Origin of the sequence: Saccharothrix deserti, from assembly GCF_009769385.1 — a bacterium.
In the GTDB taxonomy this organism is placed as follows: Bacteria; Actinomycetota; Actinomycetes; order Mycobacteriales; family Pseudonocardiaceae; genus Actinosynnema; species Actinosynnema deserti.
In genome coordinates this window covers 56,566-75,256 of sequence record NZ_ML775960.1, presented here as the reverse complement: position 1 = coordinate 75,256, position 18,691 = coordinate 56,566, and the positions used below count along the sequence as shown (strand labels likewise).

General features: G+C 70.0%; 14 protein-coding genes. 7 read left to right on the top strand and 7 right to left on the bottom strand.

The window, feature by feature from the left end; genetic code table 11:
• Positions 1-28: 28 nt before the first annotated feature.
• From FM051_RS02485 to FM051_RS02465, 5 genes are read right to left on the bottom strand one after another with little or no spacing between them, the layout of a single operon-like run.
• Entirely contained in the window at positions 29-244 is a 216-nt protein-coding gene (locus tag FM051_RS02485; RefSeq protein ID WP_158840200.1) for a formate dehydrogenase subunit delta, read from the bottom strand.
• 2 nt (positions 245-246) lie between these two features.
• Positions 247-3,078 carry a formate dehydrogenase subunit alpha gene (gene fdhF / locus FM051_RS02480; protein WP_158840198.1) on the bottom strand — a complete coding sequence of 944 codons (2,832 nt, stop codon included), beginning with the start codon at positions 3,076-3,078 and terminating at the stop codon, positions 247-249.
• A complete protein-coding gene (locus FM051_RS02475) occupies positions 3,075-4,622 on the bottom strand; it encodes a formate dehydrogenase beta subunit (RefSeq protein ID WP_158840196.1) in 1,548 nt (515 codons plus the stop codon). Before FM051_RS02475 ends, fdhF begins: the two co-directional genes overlap by 4 nt.
• On the bottom strand, positions 4,619-5,089 hold the full coding sequence (locus FM051_RS02470; RefSeq protein WP_158840194.1) for a formate dehydrogenase subunit gamma: 471 nt from the start codon (positions 5,087-5,089) through the stop codon (positions 4,619-4,621). The genes FM051_RS02475 and FM051_RS02470 overlap by 4 nt, the downstream gene beginning before the upstream one ends.
• 37 nt (positions 5,090-5,126) lie before the next feature.
• On the bottom strand, positions 5,127-6,281 hold the full coding sequence (locus FM051_RS02465; protein ID WP_158840192.1) for a molybdopterin molybdotransferase MoeA: 1,155 nt from the start codon (positions 6,279-6,281) through the stop codon (positions 5,127-5,129).
• A gap of 85 nt (positions 6,282-6,366) precedes the next feature.
• Here FM051_RS02465 and FM051_RS02460 point away from each other — a divergent pair, with 85 nt between their 5' ends.
• Positions 6,367-7,677 carry an MFS transporter gene (locus FM051_RS02460; RefSeq protein ID WP_158840190.1) on the top strand — a complete coding sequence of 437 codons (1,311 nt, stop codon included), beginning with the start codon at positions 6,367-6,369 and terminating at the stop codon, positions 7,675-7,677.
• 417 nt (positions 7,678-8,094) lie between these two features.
• Positions 8,095-8,916 carry a formate dehydrogenase accessory sulfurtransferase FdhD gene (gene fdhD, locus FM051_RS02455; protein WP_158840188.1) on the top strand — a complete coding sequence of 274 codons (822 nt, stop codon included), beginning with the start codon at positions 8,095-8,097 and terminating at the stop codon, positions 8,914-8,916.
• A gap of 164 nt (positions 8,917-9,080) precedes the next feature.
• On the opposite strand, the gene sucD is transcribed toward fdhD, so the two are convergent.
• Together sucD and sucC are read right to left on the bottom strand one after the other, a co-directional pair.
• Positions 9,081-9,962, bottom strand: coding sequence for a succinate--CoA ligase subunit alpha (sucD, locus tag FM051_RS02450; protein ID WP_158840186.1), 882 nt, complete (start codon positions 9,960-9,962; stop codon positions 9,081-9,083).
• Between the two features lies 1 nt (position 9,963).
• Complete coding sequence (gene sucC, locus FM051_RS02445; protein WP_158840184.1) at positions 9,964-11,124, bottom strand: ADP-forming succinate--CoA ligase subunit beta; 1,161 nt, start codon at positions 11,122-11,124, stop codon at positions 9,964-9,966.
• A gap of 224 nt (positions 11,125-11,348) precedes the next feature.
• Between sucC and FM051_RS02440 the strand changes: the two genes are divergently transcribed.
• The 5 genes from FM051_RS02440 (at position 11,349) to FM051_RS02420 (ending at position 18,688) form a co-directional block, all read left to right on the top strand.
• Positions 11,349-13,085: a thiamine pyrophosphate-binding protein gene (locus FM051_RS02440; RefSeq protein ID WP_158840182.1), complete on the top strand. Its 1,737-nt coding sequence runs from the start codon at positions 11,349-11,351 to the stop codon at positions 13,083-13,085.
• A 60-nt stretch (positions 13,086-13,145) separates the two neighbouring features.
• Positions 13,146-14,375 carry a formyl-CoA transferase gene (gene frc / locus FM051_RS02435; RefSeq protein ID WP_158840180.1) on the top strand — a complete coding sequence of 410 codons (1,230 nt, stop codon included), beginning with the start codon at positions 13,146-13,148 and terminating at the stop codon, positions 14,373-14,375.
• 73 nt (positions 14,376-14,448) lie between these two features.
• Positions 14,449-16,581, top strand: coding sequence for an acetate--CoA ligase family protein (locus tag FM051_RS02430; protein ID WP_158840179.1), 2,133 nt, complete (start codon positions 14,449-14,451; stop codon positions 16,579-16,581).
• 68 nt (positions 16,582-16,649) lie between these two features.
• Positions 16,650-18,155: an Nramp family divalent metal transporter gene (locus FM051_RS02425; protein ID WP_158840177.1), complete on the top strand. Its 1,506-nt coding sequence runs from the start codon at positions 16,650-16,652 to the stop codon at positions 18,153-18,155.
• Positions 18,155-18,688, top strand: coding sequence for a hypothetical protein (locus FM051_RS02420; RefSeq protein WP_158840175.1), 534 nt, complete (start codon positions 18,155-18,157; stop codon positions 18,686-18,688). Before FM051_RS02425 ends, FM051_RS02420 begins: the two co-directional genes overlap by 1 nt.
• Positions 18,689-18,691 lie beyond the last annotated feature (3 nt).

Genomic DNA, 18,691 nt, shown 5'->3' with positions numbered 1-18,691 from the left:
GACGGGTGCCGGTCACCCCGGACAGCGGTCAGGAGCCGACCAGTTTGGCTGCCGCCAGGGCCACCGGGTCCAGGGATTCCGGGGCGGTGGTGGCGTGGTGTTGCAGGTCGGTTCGCATTCTGGGGTCCCAGAAGCGTTCGATGTGGTTGGCGATGGCGGCGGCTGCTGTGTCGGGTGGCTGGTGGTGGAACTGGCGGGCGATTTCGTTGGCCAGTCGGACCGTGGGTGGGGTTGTGGCGCTCATGGTCAGTCGATCACCGCCCGCTCACGGGCCGGGGCGAGCTCGTCGGTGGCCTCGGTGGCGTCGGCAGCGTCCACCGGCTGGGCGCGGAGGGCCACTTGGACCGCGGTGACCTTGTACTCCGGGCAGTTGGTCGCCCAGTCCGAGTTCTCCGTGGTCACCACGTTCGCACCGGTCACGGGGTGGTGGAACGTCGTGTAGACGACGCCGACCGGCATCCGGTCGGAGAGGACCGCGCGCAGCGAGGTCGCCCCGACCCGGCTCGCCAACGTCACCGAATCGCCGTCGCTGATCCCGCGCACGTCGGCGTCGTGCGGGTGGATCTCCAGCACGTCCTCCGGGTGCCAGGCGATGTTGGCCGTCCGCCGGGTCTGCGCGCCCACGTTGTACTGGCTCAGAATCCGCCCGGTGGTGAGGATGAGCGGGAACTTGCGGGTCGTGCGCTCGCTGGTCGGCACGAACGACGTCGGCACGAACTTGCCCTTGCCGCGCACGAACGAGTCCACGTGCATGGTCGGCGTGCCGGTCGGCGCGTTCTCGTTGCACGGCCACTGGATGCTGCCCAACCGGTCGAGGGCCGCGAACGACACGCCGGCGAACGTCGGCGTGAGAGCCGCGATCTCGTCCATGATCTCGCGCGGGTGGGTGTACGGCATGTCGTAGCCCAGCGCCGCCGCCAGCTCGCACACGATCCGCCACTCGTGCTTGCCGGTCTTCGGCGCCATCACCGGCCGCACCCGGTTGATGCGCCGCTCGGCGTTGGTGAACGTGCCGTCCTTCTCCAGGAACGACGTGCCCGGCAGGAACACGTGCGCGAACTTCGACGTCTCGTTCAGGAACAGGTCCTGCACCACCACCAGGTCCATCGCCGTCAACGCCGCCGTCACGTGCGCGGTGTTCGGGTCGGACTGCGCGATGTCCTCACCCTGCACGAACAGCCCGCGGAACGTGCCCGCGATCGCCGAGTCGAACATGTTGGGGATGCGCAGACCGGGCGTCGGCAGGATGCTGCGCCCCCACACCCCTTCGAACACCGTCCGCACGGCGTCGTCCGACACGTGCCGGTAGCCCGGCAGCTCGTGCGGGAACGACCCCATGTCGCACGAACCCTGCACGTTGTTCTGCCCGCGCAACGGGTTCACACCCACACCGTCACGGCCGACGTTGCCGGTGGCCATGGCCAGGTTCGCCATGCCCATCACCATCGTCGAACCCTGGCTGTGCTCGGTCACGCCCAGCCCGTAGTAGATCGCGGCGTTCCCAGCCGTCGCGTAGAGCCGAGCCGCCGCACGGATCTCCGCCGCCGGCACCCCCGTGATCGACTCGACCACCTCGGGGCTGTTCTCCGGCTGCGCGATGAACGCCGCCCACTCCTCGTACCCCTCGCAGCGCGACGCCACGAACGCCTCGTCCACCAGCCCTTCAGTCACCACGACGTGCGCGAACGCGTTCACCACGGCCACGTTGGTGCCGGGCTGCAACTGCAGGTGGTGGGTGGCCTCGACGTGCGGCGACCGCACGAGGTCGATCCGGCGCGGGTCGATCACGACGAGCTTCGCGCCCTCCCGCAGCCGCCGCTTCATCCGCGACGCGAACACCGGGTGGCCGTCGGTCGGGTTGGCCCCGATCACCACGATCACGTCCGCCGCCGCGACCGACCGGAAGTCCTGGGTGCCCGCCGACTCGCCGAACGTCTGCTTCAGCCCGTACCCGGTGGGGGAGTGGCACACCCGCGCGCACGTGTCGACGTTGTTGTTCCCGAACGCCGCGCGCACGAGCTTCTGCACGACGTACACCTCTTCGTTGGTGCACCGGGACGACGTGATGCCACCGATCGAGCCGACCCCATGACCGGCCTGGATCTCCCGCATCCGTGACGCCGTGTAGGAGATCGCCTCCTCCCACGACACCTCCCGCCACGGATCGGTGATCTTCTCCCGGATCATCGGGCTCAACACCCGGTCCGGGTGCGTGGCGTAGCCGAACGCGAACCGGCCCTTCACGCACGAGTGACCCTCGTTCGCGCCACCGTCCTTGTAAGGCACCATCCGCACCAACTCGTCACCGCGCAACTCGGCCTTGAACGAGCAGCCGACACCGCAGTACGCGCACGTGGTCAACACAGTCCGGCTGGGCATCCCCAGCTGCACCACGGACTTCTCCTGCAACGTCGCCGTCGGGCACGCCTGCACGCACGCGCCGCACGACACGCACTCGGAATCCATGAACGACAAGCCACCAGGGGACACCTTCGACTCGAAGCCGCGCCCCTCGATGGTCAACGCGAACGTGCCCTGCGTCTCCCCGCACGCCCGCACGCACCGCGAGCACGAGATGCACTTGGACGGCTCGAAGTCGAAGTACGGGTTGCTGGTGTCCTTCTCCAGCGACAGGTGGTTCTCGCCCTCGTACCCGTACCGCACCTGCCGCAGCCCGACCGCGCCGGACATGTCCTGCAACTCGCAGTCACCGTTGGCCGAACACGTCAGGCAGTCCAACGGGTGGTCGGAGATGTACAGCTCCATCACACCCTGCCGCAGCTTCTCCAGCCTCGGCGTCTGCGTGCGCACCTTCATCCCGTCCGCCACCGGCGTGGTGCACGACGCGGGCGTGCCGCGCCGGCCGTCGATCTCCACCAGGCACAACCGGCACGACCCGAACGGCTCCAGGCTGTCCGTCGCGCACAACTTGGGGATGTCGATGCCGCTCGTCGCGGCGGCGCGCATGACCGACGTGCCCTCCGGCACGGTCACCGGGATGCCGTCGACCTCCACCGTCACCGAAGTCGAGGACGTCGACGCCGGTGTGCCGAAGTCCGGTTCCTTCAAGATCGTCACGGGGTGACCCTCCTTGGCGTGAAGTCGTCGGCGAAGTGCTGGAGCGCGCTCCGCACCGGGTTGGGCGTCAGACCGCCCATCGCGCACAACGACCCGTCGGTCATCAGCTCGCACAGATCGCCCAGCAGGGCCAGGTTGTCGTCGACGTCCTCGCCGCCGACGATGCGGTCGATCACCTCGACCCCGCGCACCGCCCCCACCCGGCACGGCGTGCACTTGCCGCAGGACTCCTCCGCGCAGAACGAGAACGCGAAACGCGCCATCGAAGCCATGTCCACGGTGTCGTCGAACACCACGATCCCGCCGTGCCCGAGCATCGCGCCCGCCTCGGCGAACGCCTCGTAGTCCATCGCCAGGTCCAGCCCGGACGCCGGCAGGTACGCCCCGAGCGGCCCGCCGACCTGCACCGCGCGCACCGGCCGGCCGGACAACGTGCCACCGCCGTGCTCCTCGACCAGGTCCCGCAGCGAGATGCCGAACGCGGTCTCGAACACACCGCCGCGCGCGATGTTGCCCGCGAGCTGGAACACCTGCGTGCCACGCGACCGCTGCACGCCCAGCGCCTGGTAGGCCGCACCGCCGTCGGCCAGGATCGCGGGCACGGAGGCCAGCGTCAGCACGTTGTTCACCACGGTCGGCTTGCCGAACAGGCCGGTGATCGCGGGGATCGGCGGCTTGGCCCGCACCACGCCCCGCTTGCCCTCCAGGCTTTCCAGCATGGAGGTCTCCTCGCCGCAGATGTACGCGCCCGCGCCGACCCGCACCATCAGGTCGAACCTCAGCCCGGACCCGAGCACGTCGTCCCCGAGCCAGCCCTGCGCGTAGGCGATGTCGATGGCCCGGCGGAACGTCCGCACCGCTTCGGGGTACTCCGACCGTATGTAGATGTAGCCCTCGGTGGCGCCGACCGCGAACGCCGCGATGGTCATTCCCTCGATCAGGCAGAACGGGTCGCCTTCGATGAGCATCCGGTCGGCGAACGTGCCGCTGTCGCCCTCGTCCGCGTTGCAGCACACGAACTTCAGTTCACCGGGCGTGTCCGCGACCGTCTTCCACTTGATGCCCGCCGGGAACCCCGCGCCACCGCGTCCGCGCAACCCGGAGTCGGTCACCTCCGCGACCGTGGCCGCCGGACCGATCTCCAACGCCCGGCGCAGCCCAGTCAACCCGCCGTGCGCGCGGTAGTCCTCTGGCGACAACGGATCCGTGACGCCGACGCGTGCGAAGCACAGCCGGTTCTGCGCCCGGAACCACGGCAGCTCCTCCACGACACCGACCCGCAGCTCGTGATCACCGCCGTCCAGCATCCCGTTCGCGATCAACGACGGCACCGCCTCGGCGGTCACCGGCCCGTACCCGATCCGACCGGCCTCGGTGACCACCTCGACCAGCGTTTCCAGCCACAACATGCCGCGCGAGCCGTTGCGCACGACGCGGACGGCCCGACCCGCGAGCGCGGCTTCCCGGGTGATCGCGGCGGCCACGGCGTCCGCGCCGACCGAGAGGGCGGCGGCGTCACGTGGGACGTACACGGTGGTGGTCATGACGTCCTCGCCTCATATTCCGCGTTGATCACACCGTCCAGCCGGGCGGGGTCGAGCCGTCCGTGCAGCCGCCCGTTGACCTGGGCGGCGGGTCCGAGGGCGCAGTTGCCCAGGCAGAACACCTGGGCCAGGGTGACCACGCCGTCCGCGCCGGTCTGGCCCACCTTCACGCCGTACGCGGCCTCGGCGTGCTCGACCAGGCGCTCCGAGCCGACCGCCTGGCACGCCTCCGCCCGGCACAGCTGCACGGTGACACGGCCCGGGGGCTCGCTGCGGAAGTCGCTGTAGAAGGTGACGACGCCGTGCACGTCGGCCCGGGACAGGTTCAGCTCCTTGGCCACCAGCGGGATCACCGACTGGTCGACGTAGCCGAACTCGGCCTGGATGCCGTGCAGGATCGGGAGCAACGCGCCCCGGTCGCCGCGGTGCGCCTCGATCACGGCGAGCACCCGTTCCACCACGGTCATGTGGCCTCCATTGTAGGCGGCAGACTGTATACCGTATTCAAAACCCTACGCCTCTAAGAGCGCCCGCGACAGGCAGCACTTCGACCTCGCCACTGCGGAACCCCGGCGGCACCACCGCCAGCCCGTCCGCCAACGCCGCGCCCCACAACGTGCCGGGCTGGTCGTGCCCCACCGGCAACCCGACCGACCCGGACACCACCACCGGCACCAACCGGGTGTCGTGCCCGTGCGACGGCGCCACCACCTCGACCATCCGCGCCGGGCCGGGCTCGCGTCCGGACAACACCTCCAGCAGCGGAACCAGCAACGTGAGACCGGCGGCCAACGCGGCGAACGGGTTGCCCGGCAGCCCGACCACGAACCGGCCGTCCGGCAGCACCGCCAGCACCTGCGGGTGACCGGGGCGGCACGCGACACCGTCCACCCGAACGTCCGCGTGCAGCACGCGCAGCGCCTCGTGCAGGTGATCGGCCGGGCCGACCGACGTCGCGCCACCGACCACGAGCACGTCCGCGTCGACCTCCCACAGCGCCTCGACCAGCGCGCCGGGGTAGTCGGCGAGGTGTGTGATCCCGACGGACTCCGCGCCCGCCGCGTGCACCAGCCCCGGCAGCACCGGCCCGATCGCGTCACGCACCCGACCGATCCCCGGCACGCCTTCGGTCACCACCTCGTCGCCCGTCAGCACCGCCGCCACGCGGGGACGACGGTGCACGGCAACGGTGTCGTGGCCGACGCTCGCCGCCAGGCCGAGCACCGCGGGCGTCACCACCGCGCCAGTCGGGAGCAGCAGTTCACCCTCCGGGCAGCTCTCGCCGACCCGACGGATGTGCCGACCGGGCTGCACGTCACCCATGACGAGCGCGCCCGCCGTCTGGGCGTGTTCCACCGGCAGCACGGCGTCCGCACCGCACGGCACGGGTGCGCCGGTCGCGATCTCGACCGCCTGACCGTCCCGCAACGAGCCCGCCACCCCGCCCGCGCGCACCCGGCCGACGACCGTCCACGGTCCGCGTCCGGCCACGGCGTAGCCGTCCATCGCGGAGTTGTCGAACGACGGGACGGCCGCCAAGGCGCGCAACGGGCTCGCCAGCACCGCGCCCAACGCCTGCGACAACGGCAACTCCACGACGTCCAGCGGCTTGCCCGCCTGTCGTGCGGCTTGCCTCGCCTCGGTCCAGGGGATGCGCATGTCGCCCGCCTGAGGGTGTTCAGGAATGCATACAAGGTAGTAGGCTACTCAATACTGTATACAATCTGCAAGGAGGGTGAGCCTCATGCAGGTGCGTGAAGTCCTCGACGTCTACGGCCGCCGCTACCGCATCGGCGAGTCGGACCACGAACTGCTGGGCCGGCCACGAAGCCGGATCGCCTGGCTGAGCGGTATCGCCATGCTCGTCACCGGCACCGGCCAGTACGGGTTCGGCGCCCTCGTGCCCACCCTCGAACAGCGGTGGAGCCTGGTCGAGCTGTGCTGGGCGTTCGCGCTCTGGACGGCGTGCCAGGCCGGCATCGCCTTCCCCGCCGCGTGGCTGCGCGAACGCGGCCTGCTGCCACCGCGCAACGCCGTCGTGCTCGGCGCCGTGCTCAGCGCTCTGGGTCTGCTCACCCTCGGGTTCGCCGAGAACCTGCTCGTCGTCTACCTCGGCTACTCGCTGACCGGCGGCATCGGCACCGGCCTCGTCTACGCGACGTGCGTCGGTAACGTCATCCGCTGGTTCCCGGACCGGGTCACCGGCCGGATCGCCCTGATCACCGGCGCGTTCGCGCTCGGTGGCGTGCCGTTCGCACTGGCTGCCGGAGTGTGGTTCGACCTGGGCAACCGGGCCGTGTTCCTGTCCGCGGCGGCCTTGGTGGTGCTCGTGGTCGTGACCGCGTGCGGCCTGCCGTTGCGCGACCCGCCACGCAACTGGTGGCCCGCCGACATCGACCCGCGTCGCCGTGAAACCCGCACGCACCGCAGCAACCGGCCCGCCATCCGCCACTTCAAGCCGGGGGAGGCGCTGCGCAGCGGTGTCCTCGTGCCGATGTACGTGACGGTGGTGTTCGCGGCGGCGGTGTCGTTGTTCGACCTGGTGTTCCTCGCTGTGTTCGTGGACGGGACAGTGTTCGCGGCGGTGGCGTTGGCGGTGCTGGCCGCGTCGGCGGGCGCGGGTCGGCTGCTCGCCGGGCGGATCTCCGAGGCCATCGGTCGTCGGCTCACGTTGCGGCTGGCGATGGCGACCGGCGGCCTGGCCCAACTCGTGCTGCTGTTCGGCGGACAACGGCAGGACGCCGTGGCGCTGCTGATCGGCGCGGGCGTCGCCGGTCTGGGCACGAGCTGCTGCTACTCGCTGCTGGTCGGACTCGTGCGCGAGTACTTCGGCGAGGACACCGCGCCGCTCAACTTCGCGATCATCTACAGCGCCAAGGCACTCGGTGGTGTCGTGGGTGTCGGCCTGGCGTCACTGGTCGTCGTGGCGCACGGCTACCCGAGCACGTTCCTCACCGCCGCCGTCCTCGGTGTGGCGGGTGCGGCGCTGGGTGGGCGGTTCGGCCACCCCGGACGCCCTGCCCGACTGCTGCCGCACCCGCGTGAGGCGTCGTGACCACCCGGCTGCCCCGGTTGGCGCCGGGACGGCACGTCACCCCCGCACACGGCTGCTGCCTGCTGGAGTTGGTGTCCACGTTGGCCGACGAGGAGTGGACCGACCGGCCCGCGACCGTGCACCCCGTGCTCGCGGCCGTGGCCCGGTGCGTGAACGACTCGTGCACGGCCGCCGGGAGACATGCGCTGCTCCAGTTCGCCGTGCCGTTGTTGGGCACTTCCGGAGCGCGCTGCACCCAGGCGATCGTCGAGCACTGCCTCAAAGCCGCCGACCGGGAACCGGCGTGGTGGACGAGGCGGTGGCCGACGTCGGCGGTCCACCGGGCGACCAGGACCGTGGCGGATCGAGCGGGGGACGAGGGACTGCGTCGGCTGCTGGCCGAGTGCATCGCGCTGTGCGAGACGAGGGAGTGTCCACATGGGACGAGTGACGAGCAGGCGGCGGGTCGTGCGGGTCGTGGACGGCGTCGCCGACGCCCGCGCGGACACGCTCACGGTCGAAGAGCCGCTGGAGATCCGGGTCGCCGGCAAGGCGTTGTCCGTGACCATGCGCACGCCGGGTGACGACTTCGACCTGGCGGCCGGGTTCCTGGTGAGCGAGGGCGTGGTGCGCAGCGCCGAGCACGTCACCACGATCCGCTACTGCGCGGGCGCGACCGCCGACGGCGCCAACACGTTCAACGTGCTGGACGTCGGCCTGGCGGAGGGCGTGCCGCTGCCGGATCCGTCGATCGAACGCAACTTCTACATGACGTCGTCGTGCGGCCTGTGCGGCAAGGCGAGCCTCGACGCGGTGCGCACCAGCGCGACCTGGCCGGTGGCCGACGACCCGCTCACCATCGACGCCGACGCACTGGCCGTGCTGCCGGACGAACTCCGTGCCGCGCAACGCGTCTTCGACCGCACGGGCGGCCTGCACGCGGCGGGCCTGTTCGACGCGGAGGGCCGGCTGCTGTGCCTGAGGGAGGACGTCGGCAGGCACAACGCCGTGGACAAGGTCGTCGGCTGGGCCATGAAGAACCGCGGCCTACCGCTCACCTCCACCGTGCTGGTGGTCAGCGGCCGGGCGTCGTTCGAACTGGTGCAGAAGGCGGCGATGGCCGGGATCCCGTTCCTGGCCGCCGTGTCCGCACCGTCGTCCCTGGCGGTCGACCTGGCCGCCGAGGTGGGCATGACCCTGGTCGGCTTCCTGCGCGGCACGTCGATGAACGTCTACGCGGGTCGTCACCGCCTCGGCTGACCGCTCACCGGAGATCTCCGTGGACGGCCGTGGAGAAGTGGGTGCCGCCGTCGATCGAGATGCGGTAGGTGTCCGTCACTGCCGGCCGTCCCCGTCCTGGTGGTTGAAAATCTTCCACAAGGACGGGGTGAGCGGCGGTTCGGTTCCACCGGAACGGACGATCCTCAGGCCAGCAGGTCCCGCAGCAGTCGGGCCGTTTCGCTCGGCGTCTTGCCGACCCGCACGCCCGCCGCCTCCAGAGCCTCCTTCTTGGCCTGAGCCGTCCCCGCCGAACCGGAGACGATGGCGCCCGCGTGTCCCATGGTCTTGCCTTCAGGCGCGGTGAAACCCGCGACATACCCGACCACCGGCTTGGTCACGTGTGAACGGATGTAGTCGGCGGCACGTTCCTCCGCGTCACCGCCGATCTCACCGATCATCACGATCGCCTCGGTCTCCGGATCGGCCTCGAACGCCGCCAGCGCGTCGATGTGCGTCGTGCCGATGATCGGATCGCCGCCGATCCCGACCGCTGTCGTGAAACCGATGTCCCGAAGCTCGTACATGAGCTGATAGGTCAACGTCCCCGACTTCGACACCAGGCCGATCGGGCCCGGCCCGCAGATGTCGTCCGGGATGATCCCCGCGTTCGACCGACCCGGGCTGATCACGCCGGGGCAGTTCGGGCCGATGATCCGGGTCCGCCCACCCGAAGAGACTGCGTGCGACCAGAACGCCGCCGTGTCGTGCACGGGCACGCCTTCCGTGATCACGACGGCCAACCCGATACCGGCGTCGACAGCCTCGATCACCGCGTCCTTCGTGAACGCGGGCGGCACGAAGACGACCGTCACGTCCGCGCCCGTCGCCTCCACAGCCGACGAAACGCTGCCGAACACCGGCAGCACGTGACCGTCGAAGTCGACCACCTCCCCGGCCTTGCGCGGGTTCACGCCGCCGACGATCCGGGTCCCGGACTTGAGCATCCGCTTGGTGTGCTTGGCTCCCTCGGCTCCGGTCATGCCCTGCACGATCACCCGGCTGTGCTCGGTGATGAAGACGGCCATCTCAAACCCCCACGGCAGCGAGTCGCGCGGCCTGGTCGGCCGCGTCGTCCATCGTGTCCACCACGGTCACCAACGGGTGCGCGGCCTCGGCGAGGATCCGCCTGCCCTCCTCCACGTTGTTGCCGTCCAACCGCACCACCAACGGTTTGGTGGCCGCGTCGCCGAGCATCCCGAGCGCCGCCACGATCCCGTCCGCCACCGCGTCGCACGCCGTGATGCCGCCGAAGACGTTGACGAACACCGACCGCACGTCCGGGTCGTTGAGGATGATGTCCAGCCCGTCCGCCATCACCTGCGCCGACGCACCGCCGCCGATGTCGAGGAAGTTCGCGGGCCGCACGCCGCCGTGCCGCGAACCCGCGTACGCGACGACGTCCAACGTGGACATCACCAGCCCGGCGCCGTTGCCGATCACGCCGACCTGGCCGTCCAGCTTCACGTAGTTGAGACCACGGGCACGAGCCGCCGCCTCCAGCGGGTCCTCGGCCGTGACGTCCGCCAACGCCGCGTGCGCAGGGTGCCGGAACGCCGCGTTGTCGTCCAACGTGATCTTGCCGTCCACCGCGAGGACCGAGCCGGAACGGGTGCACACCAACGGGTTCACCTCGACCAGCGTGGCGTCCTCCGCCACGAACGTCTCCCACAGCCGCACGATCACGTCGGCCACCTGGTCGGCCACCGAGGGCGGGAAGTCGGCCGCCGTCACGATCTCGTGCGCCTTCGCCGGATCCACCTCGGTCACCGGCACGAGGGCCAGCGCGTGGGGCCGATGTGCCGCGACCTCCTCGATGTCCATGCCGCCCTCGACGGACGCCATCGCGAGGAACGTCCGGTTCGCCCGGTCCAGCAGGAACGAGAAGTAGTACTCCGAAACGATGTCGCTGGCCTCCACGACCAGCACTTCGCGCACGACGTGGCCCTTGATGTCCATCCCGAGGATGTCCGAGGCCACCTCCCGTGCCTCGGTGGGCGAGTGCGCGAGCTTCACACCGCCCGCCTTGCCCCGGCCGCCGGTCTTCACCTGCGCCTTCACCACGACGGTGCCGCCGATGGACGTCGCCGCGGCGTGCGCCTCGTCCGGTGTCACGGCGAGCACGCCGTGCGGCACCGGGACGGCGTGCGCCGCGAACAGATCCCTGGCCTGGTGTTCGTGCAGATCCACGGCAGAAGTCCTCTCCGCGCGGTGGGGCGCCGACGGCGAGCGGTGTGGAGCGGCGGGAGTCCCGCGGAACTTCCCGTGTTCCCGGCTCTGGACATCGGCGCGAACAAGGCGTAACTATATGGCTACCCCATACGGTATGCAATCTACAACTGGGCCGGTTCCAGGGTCGGAACCCACTCCTGAGAGGGGCGGATCCGACCGCGATCGAAGGAGTTGACCAGCACATGGCGCGGACAGCGACCGAAGCTGCGACGGGCAACAGCGCGGGGCCGGCTGACGTTCCCGACGCGGGGCCGGAACTGATCTCCGGCGGACACCTGGTGGCCAAGGCACTCAAGGCCGAGGGCATCGACACGATCTTCACCCTCTGCGGCGGCCACATCATCGACATCTACGACGGCTGCGTCGACGAGGGCATCGCCGTGATCGACGTGCGGCACGAGCAGGTGGCCGCGCACGCCGCGGACGCCTACGCCCGCGTCACCGGCAAACCGGGCTGCGCCGTGGTGACCGCCGGACCCGGCACCACCGACGCGGTCACCGGCGTGGCCAACGCGTTCCGGGCGGAGAGCCCGATGCTGCTGATCGGCGGCCAGGGGGCGTTGAGCCAGCACAAGATGGGCTCACTGCAGGACCTGCCGCACGTCGACATGATGACCCCGATCACCAAGTTCGCCGCGACCGTGCCGTCCACCGCGCGGATCGCCGACCTGGTGTCCATGGCGTTCCGCGAGGCCTACAACGGCGCGCCCGGCCCGTCGTTCCTGGAGATCCCGCGCGACGTGCTGGACGCCTCGGTGCGCGTGGACCAGGCGCGCATCCCGGAGGCGGGCCGCTACCGCGCGTCCACCCGCAACGCGGGCGACCCCACCTCGATCGAACGGCTCGCAGACCTGTTGGTGCACGCCAAGAAGCCGGTCGTGCTGTTCGGCAGCCAAGTGTGGACCACGCGTGCCACCGACTCGGCGGTCGAACTCGTCCGCGCGCTGAACATCCCCGCCTACATGAACGGCGCGGGCCGCGGCACGCTGCCGCCCGGCGACCCGCACCACTTCCAGCTGTCCCGGCGCTACGCGTTCGACAACGCCGACGTGATCGTCATCGTCGGCACCCCGTTCGACTTCCGGATGGGCTACGGCCGCCGGCTCTCGGCCAAGGCGACCGTGGTGCAGATCGACCTGGACTACCGCACGGTCGGCAAGAACCGGGACGTCGACCTGGGCATCGTCGGTGACGCCGACCTGGTGCTGAGCGCGGTGACCCAGGCGGCGTCCGGCCGCACGGACACCGGCGCGGTGGCGCGCAAGCCGTGGCTGGAGGAACTGCAGGCGGTGGAGGAGAAGGCGCGCGAGAAGCGGCTGCCGCAGCTGCACTCCGACGCCACCCCGATCCACCCGTACCGGCTGGTGCACGAGATCAACCAGTTCCTGACCGAGGACTCGATCTACATCGGCGACGGCGGCGACATCGTCACCTTCTCCGGCCAGGTCGTGCAGCCGAAGTCGCCCGGACACTGGATGGACCCCGGTCCGCTGGGCACGCTCGGCGTCGGCGTGCCGTTCGTGCTGGCCACCAAGCTGGCCCGGCCGGACAAGGAGGTCGTGGCCCTGTTCGGCGACGGCGCGTTCAGCCTCACCGGCTGGGACTTCGAGACCCTGGTCCGCTACAACCTGCCGTTCGTCGGCATCGTCGGCAACAACTCGTCGATGAACCAGATCCGCTACGGCCAGGCGCAGAAGTACGGCGTGGCGCGCGAACGGGTCGGCAACACGCTGGGCGACGTCCGCTACGACGAGTTCGCCCGGATGCTCGGCGGCCACGGCGAAGAGGTGCGCGACCCCAAGGACATCGCGCCCGCCCTCCAGCGTGCCCGGGAGTCCGGCCTGCCGTCGTTGATCAACGTCTGGGTGGACCCCGACGCGTACGCGCCGGGAACCATGAACCAGACCATGTACAAGTAACGCTCCCGTTATGCGGCAAGGAGTTTCCTCGATCCCAGCGAGCAAGAAGGAGGACGTGCAATGGGCAAGGCTCTCGACGGCGTCCGGGTCCTGGACCTGACGCATGTCCAATCGGGACCATCGGCGACGCAGATCCTGGCGTGGCTGGGCGCCGACGTGATCAAGGTGGAGGCTCCGGGCCGGGGCGACATCACCCGCGGGCAGCTGCGCGACCTGCCCGGCGTGGACAGCCTCTACTTCACCATGCTGAACGCGAACAAGCGCAGCATCACGCTCAACATGAAGAGCGACGAGGGCAAGGCGGTCTTCGGCCAGCTCGTCACGACGGCCGACGTGCTGGTGGAGAACTTCGGACCGGGCGTGGTGGACCGGTTCGGCTTCACCTGGGAACGGCTCCAGGAGCTCAACCCCGGCCTGGTGTACGCGTCGATCAAGGGCTTCGGCCCCGGCCGTTACGCCGATTTCAAGGCCTACGAGGTCATCGCGCAGGCCATGGGCGGCTCGATGAGCACCACCGGTTTCGAGGAGGGCCCGCCGCTGGCGACCGGCGCCCAGATCGGTGACTCGGGCACCGGCATCCACTTGGTGGCGGGCATCCTCGCGGCGTTGTTCCAGCGCACGTCCACCGGGCGCGGCCAACGCGTGCAGGTGGCCATGCAGGACGCGGTGCTCAACCTGTGCCGGGTGAAGCTGCGCGACCAGCAACGGCTCGCGCACGGCCCGCTGGTCGAGTACCCGAACGAGACCTTCGGCGCCGAGGTGCCGCGCTCGGGCAACGCGTCCGGCGGCGGGCAGCCCGGCTGGGCGGTGCGCTGCGCGCCCGGCGGACCCAACGACTACATCTACGTGATCATCCAGCCGGTCGGCTGGAAGCCGATCACCGAGCTGATCGGCAAGCCCGAGTTGGCCGAGGACCCGGCGTGGGCCACGCCCGAGGCCCGGCTGGACAAGCTCGACAAGGCGTTCGCGCTGATCGAGGAGTGGACCGAGCGGCACACCAAGTGGGAGGTCATGGACGCGCTCAACGCCCACGACATCCCGTGCGGCCCGATCCTGTCCACCCGTGAGCTGATCGAGGACGAGACGTTGGCCGAACTGGGCTCCGTCGTCGAGGTCGAGCACCCCGAGCGCGGCGCCTACAAGACCGTGGGCAGCCCGTTGAAGCTCTCCGACTCGCCCGTGGACGTCCAGCGGTCGCCGTTGCTCGGCGAGCACAACGGCGAGGTGCTGGCCGAACTCGGCTACCTCCCCGACCAGTTGCAGCGGCTCAAGGCCATCGGTGCCATCTGAACTCGGGCACATCCGAACTCGGGCACATCTGAACTCGGGCACATCCGACCGCTCGACATTCGAAGGAGACGTCATGCCGGACTACGACCGGGCAGCGGTCGAACGGATCATCGCGGCGGTCACCGCCGAGGGGCGCGACTCGCTGACCGCGCCCGAGGGCAGGCTGGTCTGCGAGGCCTACGGGATCGCGACCCCGGCCGAGGGCCTGGCCGCGTCACGGGACGAGGCGGTCGCGCTGGCAGGCGACATCGGCCTGCCGGTGGTGCTCAAGATCGTCTCGCCGGACATCCTGCACAAGACCGAGGCGGGCGGTGTGCTGGTGGGCCTGCGCACCGCCGAGGAGGTGGCGGCGGGCTTCGACACGATCATCGCCAACGCCGTCGCCTACAACGCCGACGCGGACATCGTGGGCGTCCAGGTGCAGCAGCTGATGACCTCCGGTCAGGAGGTGATCATCGGCGCGACCACGGACGACACGTTCGGCAAGATCGTCGCCTTCGGCCTGGGCGGCGTGCTGGTCGAGGTGCTGAAGGACGTCACGTTCCGCCTCGCGCCGACCACCGCGGCCGAGGCGATGTCCATGGTGGACGGCATCGCGGCGGCCGAGGTCCTGCGCGGGGTGCGCGGTGCGCCGCCCGCCGACCGGGACGCGCTCGCGGACCTGATCCGACGGGTCGGTGACCTGGTCACGGACTTCCCGGAACTCGCCGAGGTCGACCTCAACCCGGTGCTTGCCACACCGGACGGCGCGACCGCCGTCGACGTGCGCATCCTGGTCGACCAGGACGCCGCGCGCGAGCCGGTCCGGTTCAGCCAGGAGGAGATCCTGGCCTCGATGAACCGGATCATGAAACCCGCCGCCGTGGCGGTGATCGGGGCGTCCAACGAGACCGGCAAGATCGGCAACTCGGTGATGCGCAACCTGGTCAACGGCGGCTACCAGGGCGAGATCTACCCGATCAACCCCAAAGCGGACGAGATCATGGACCGCAAGGCGTTCCGCAGCATCGCCGACGTGCCCGGCGACGTGGACGTGGCGGTGTTCGCCATCCCGGCCAAGTTCGTGCCCGCCGCGTTGGAGGAGGTCGGCGCGAAGGGCGTGGCGGGCGCGATCCTCATCCCCTCCGGCTTCGGGGAGACCGGCAACCACGAGTTGCAGGACGAGGTGGTGACGATCGCGCGCAAGCACGGCGTGCGCATCCTCGGGCCGAACATCTACGGCTACTACTACACGCCTGAAAACCTTTCGGCTACGTTCTGCACCCCGTACGACGTGAAGGGCGGGGTCGCCCTGTCCTCGCAGAGCGGGGGCATCGGCATGGCGATCCTCGGGTTCAGCCGCTCCGCCCGGATGGGCGTGTCCTCCATCGTCGGCGTCGGCAACAAGGCCGACATCGACGAGGACGACCTGCTCACGTTCTTCGAGCAGGACGACAACACCCAGCTCATCGCCATGCACCTGGAAGACCTCAAGGACGGCCGCGCGTTCGCCGAAACCGCCAAACGGGTCTCCAAGCAGAAACCCGTCGTGGTGCTCAAAGCAGGCCGCACCGCACAGGGCGCGAAAGCCGCCAGCTCCCACACCGGCGCGCTCGCCGGCAACGACAAGGTCTACGACGACATCCTGCGGCAGAGCGGTGTCATCCGGGCACCCGGCCTCAACGACATGCTGGAGTACGCGCGCGGCGTGCCCCTGTTGCCCACCCCCGAGGGCGAGAACGTCGTCATCATCACCGGCGCGGGCGGCTCCGGTGTGCTGCTGTCCGACGCCTGCGTGGACAACGGCCTCGCCCTGATGGAGATCCCGTCCGACCTCGACGCGGCGTTCCGGGAGTTCATCCCGCCGTTCGGCGCGGCCGGCAACCCGGTCGACATCACCGGCGGCGAACCGCCGTCCACCTACCGCAACACCATCGCCCTCGGCCTGGAGGACGAGCGCGTGCACGCGCTGATCCTCGGCTACTGGCACACCATCGTCACCCCGCCGATGGTGTTCGCAGAACTCGTCGTCGAGGTCGTCCAGCACTACCGGGACAAGGGGATCCACAAGCCCGTCGTCGCCTCGCTGTCCGGCGACGTCGAAGTCGAAGAAGCCAGTGAACACCTGTACCGGCACGGGATCGTGGCCTACCCGTACACCACGGAGAAGCCGGTCGCCGTGCTGGGCGCCAAGTACCGCTGGGCCCGCTCCGCCGGACTGCTGTGAAGGGAACTGTGGTGAAGGGGGAAGGTCGCCGTACGCGGTAAACGCAGTAACTCACCGGGAGGTCCGTTGTGGATACACCCAACTCACCCGCCGAACCGCGGTCGGGCGCGGACGTCACCACACCTCCACCGGAGGAACGCGTGTGGCGGGCGGGGCGGCTGGAAGCGATGCCCATCAGGAAACTGCCCGACGCCCCGCCGTCCATCCACATCCTGGGCCCGACGGTGTTCCTCGTCGCGCTCGGCGTCGGCATGGGCGAGTCCTACATGTGGCCGCGGCTCGTGCTGCTGTTCGGCCCGGAGATCCGATGGCTGTTCCTCATCGGCGTGACGCTCCAGGCCGTCGTCATGCTGGAGATGGCCCGCTACGCGATGGCCACCGGTGAGAGCATCTTCTTCGGCGCGGCCCGCGTGTTCAAACCGATCATGTGGTTCTTCTTCACCGTCGCGATCCTGGTCTACATCTGGCCCGGACACCTCTCCGCGGGCGCGGCCGCGCTGGAGGAGCTGACCGGCATACCGTGGACGGTGTCGGCGTGCGTCGGCCTGATCCTCGTCGGCGTCGTGTTCAGCCTCGCCAAGGTGATCTACAACCTGCTGGAGAACGTGCTGTCCCTCCTCATCGGACTGCTCGTGGTCGGCACGGCCGTGGTCGCGTCGATGGTGGGCACGTGGGCGGATGTCGTGTCCACCATCACCGGCATGTTCCACTTCGGCTACCTGCCGCCGGAAGCGCTCAGCGCGGCCTGGTTCCCGATCATCGTCGGCTCCATCGCGTTCGCCGGACCGTCCGGCATGCAGCAGATGTGGTACACGCTGCACCTGCGCGACAGCGGCGCCGGCATGGGCGCGCACATCCCCCGCATCCGCGGTCTGCGGCACGCGGGGGAGGAGGAGGCCATGCCCGCCCGCGGGTTCATGTTCGACACCGCGGACCCGGACGAGATGGCCAAGTGGCGCGGCTGGCGGCGGTGGGTCACGTTCGACGCGCTGTTGTTGTTCTGGGGCGTCACGATGCTCGTCACGGTCTCGTTCACAGTGCTGGCGCAGGCGGCCAGCCGGGAGAGCCCGAACGTCAAGTCCCTGCTGGAGGCGGGCGAACGGGAAGCCGCGCTCAACGCGATGTCCGAGTCGTTCGCGGCGGCCGGCGGGCCCGTGCTGGGTGGGCTGTTCCTCGGGTTCATCGCTTTGATCGGCCTCAACGCCACGCTCGGCCTGTTCGACTCGTTCTCCCGCGGCCAGGCGGACATGACCTACCACTTCGTGCCCGGTGCGAAGCGGTTCCGCATGTCCCACCTGTACGCCGGGTTCCTGTGGGGCGTCATCGCGTTCGGCATCGTCATCCTGCTGTTCGGGCCCGCCGACGGACCCGGCGCGATCCTCGACATCCTCGCGTTCCTGTCGACGTTCGCCATGGGCGCCTACTGCGTGGTGCTGCTGCTGGTGAACAACCGGATGCTGCCCAAACCCATCCGGCCCAAGCTCCTCACCAACCTGATCATCGGCTTCGGCGCCGTGTTCTACCTCGGCATGCTGCTCTACAGCCTGCTCCGCTTCGGCGTGGTGGTCAGCTGATGGGCGCCGTGCGGGAGCGGTTGGAGCTGACGGTGCCGGGCGCGGTGGTCGGCGCGGTCGGCGGGCTCGTCGCGGGCGTGCTCGCGGCGTTCGTGGGCCAGCCCTACGGTTGGGCCGCCGCTACGGCGCTCGCCATGGCCGTGCCACTGGGGCTGCTCGGCGGCGGGTTCGGGCTGTTAGTGGGCACGGGCCGGTTCCGGCTCGGCGTGTTCGCGCCTGCGGCCCTGTACTGGCTGGCGGGTTTCCCGTTGGCCCGACTGGTGGCCGAGACGTCCACGGGATTCCTGCTCGGCGGCGGGTTCACACCGCCCGCCGACGTGCTGGGGTTCCTCGCCTACCAGGGGATCGTGAGCTTCGGATGGGCGATCGGGTTCCTCTGGCTGCACGAGCGGATCGCGCCACACTGGCTCGACAAGGTCCGCTCCGGCAACATGGTGGCGCAGCAGTGGTATGAGCGCTACGTGACGCACGCCCGCGTGGTGCGGGAATCGTCGGCACGCGGACGACGGAGGCGTGCCGCCGCGACGAAGTGACCG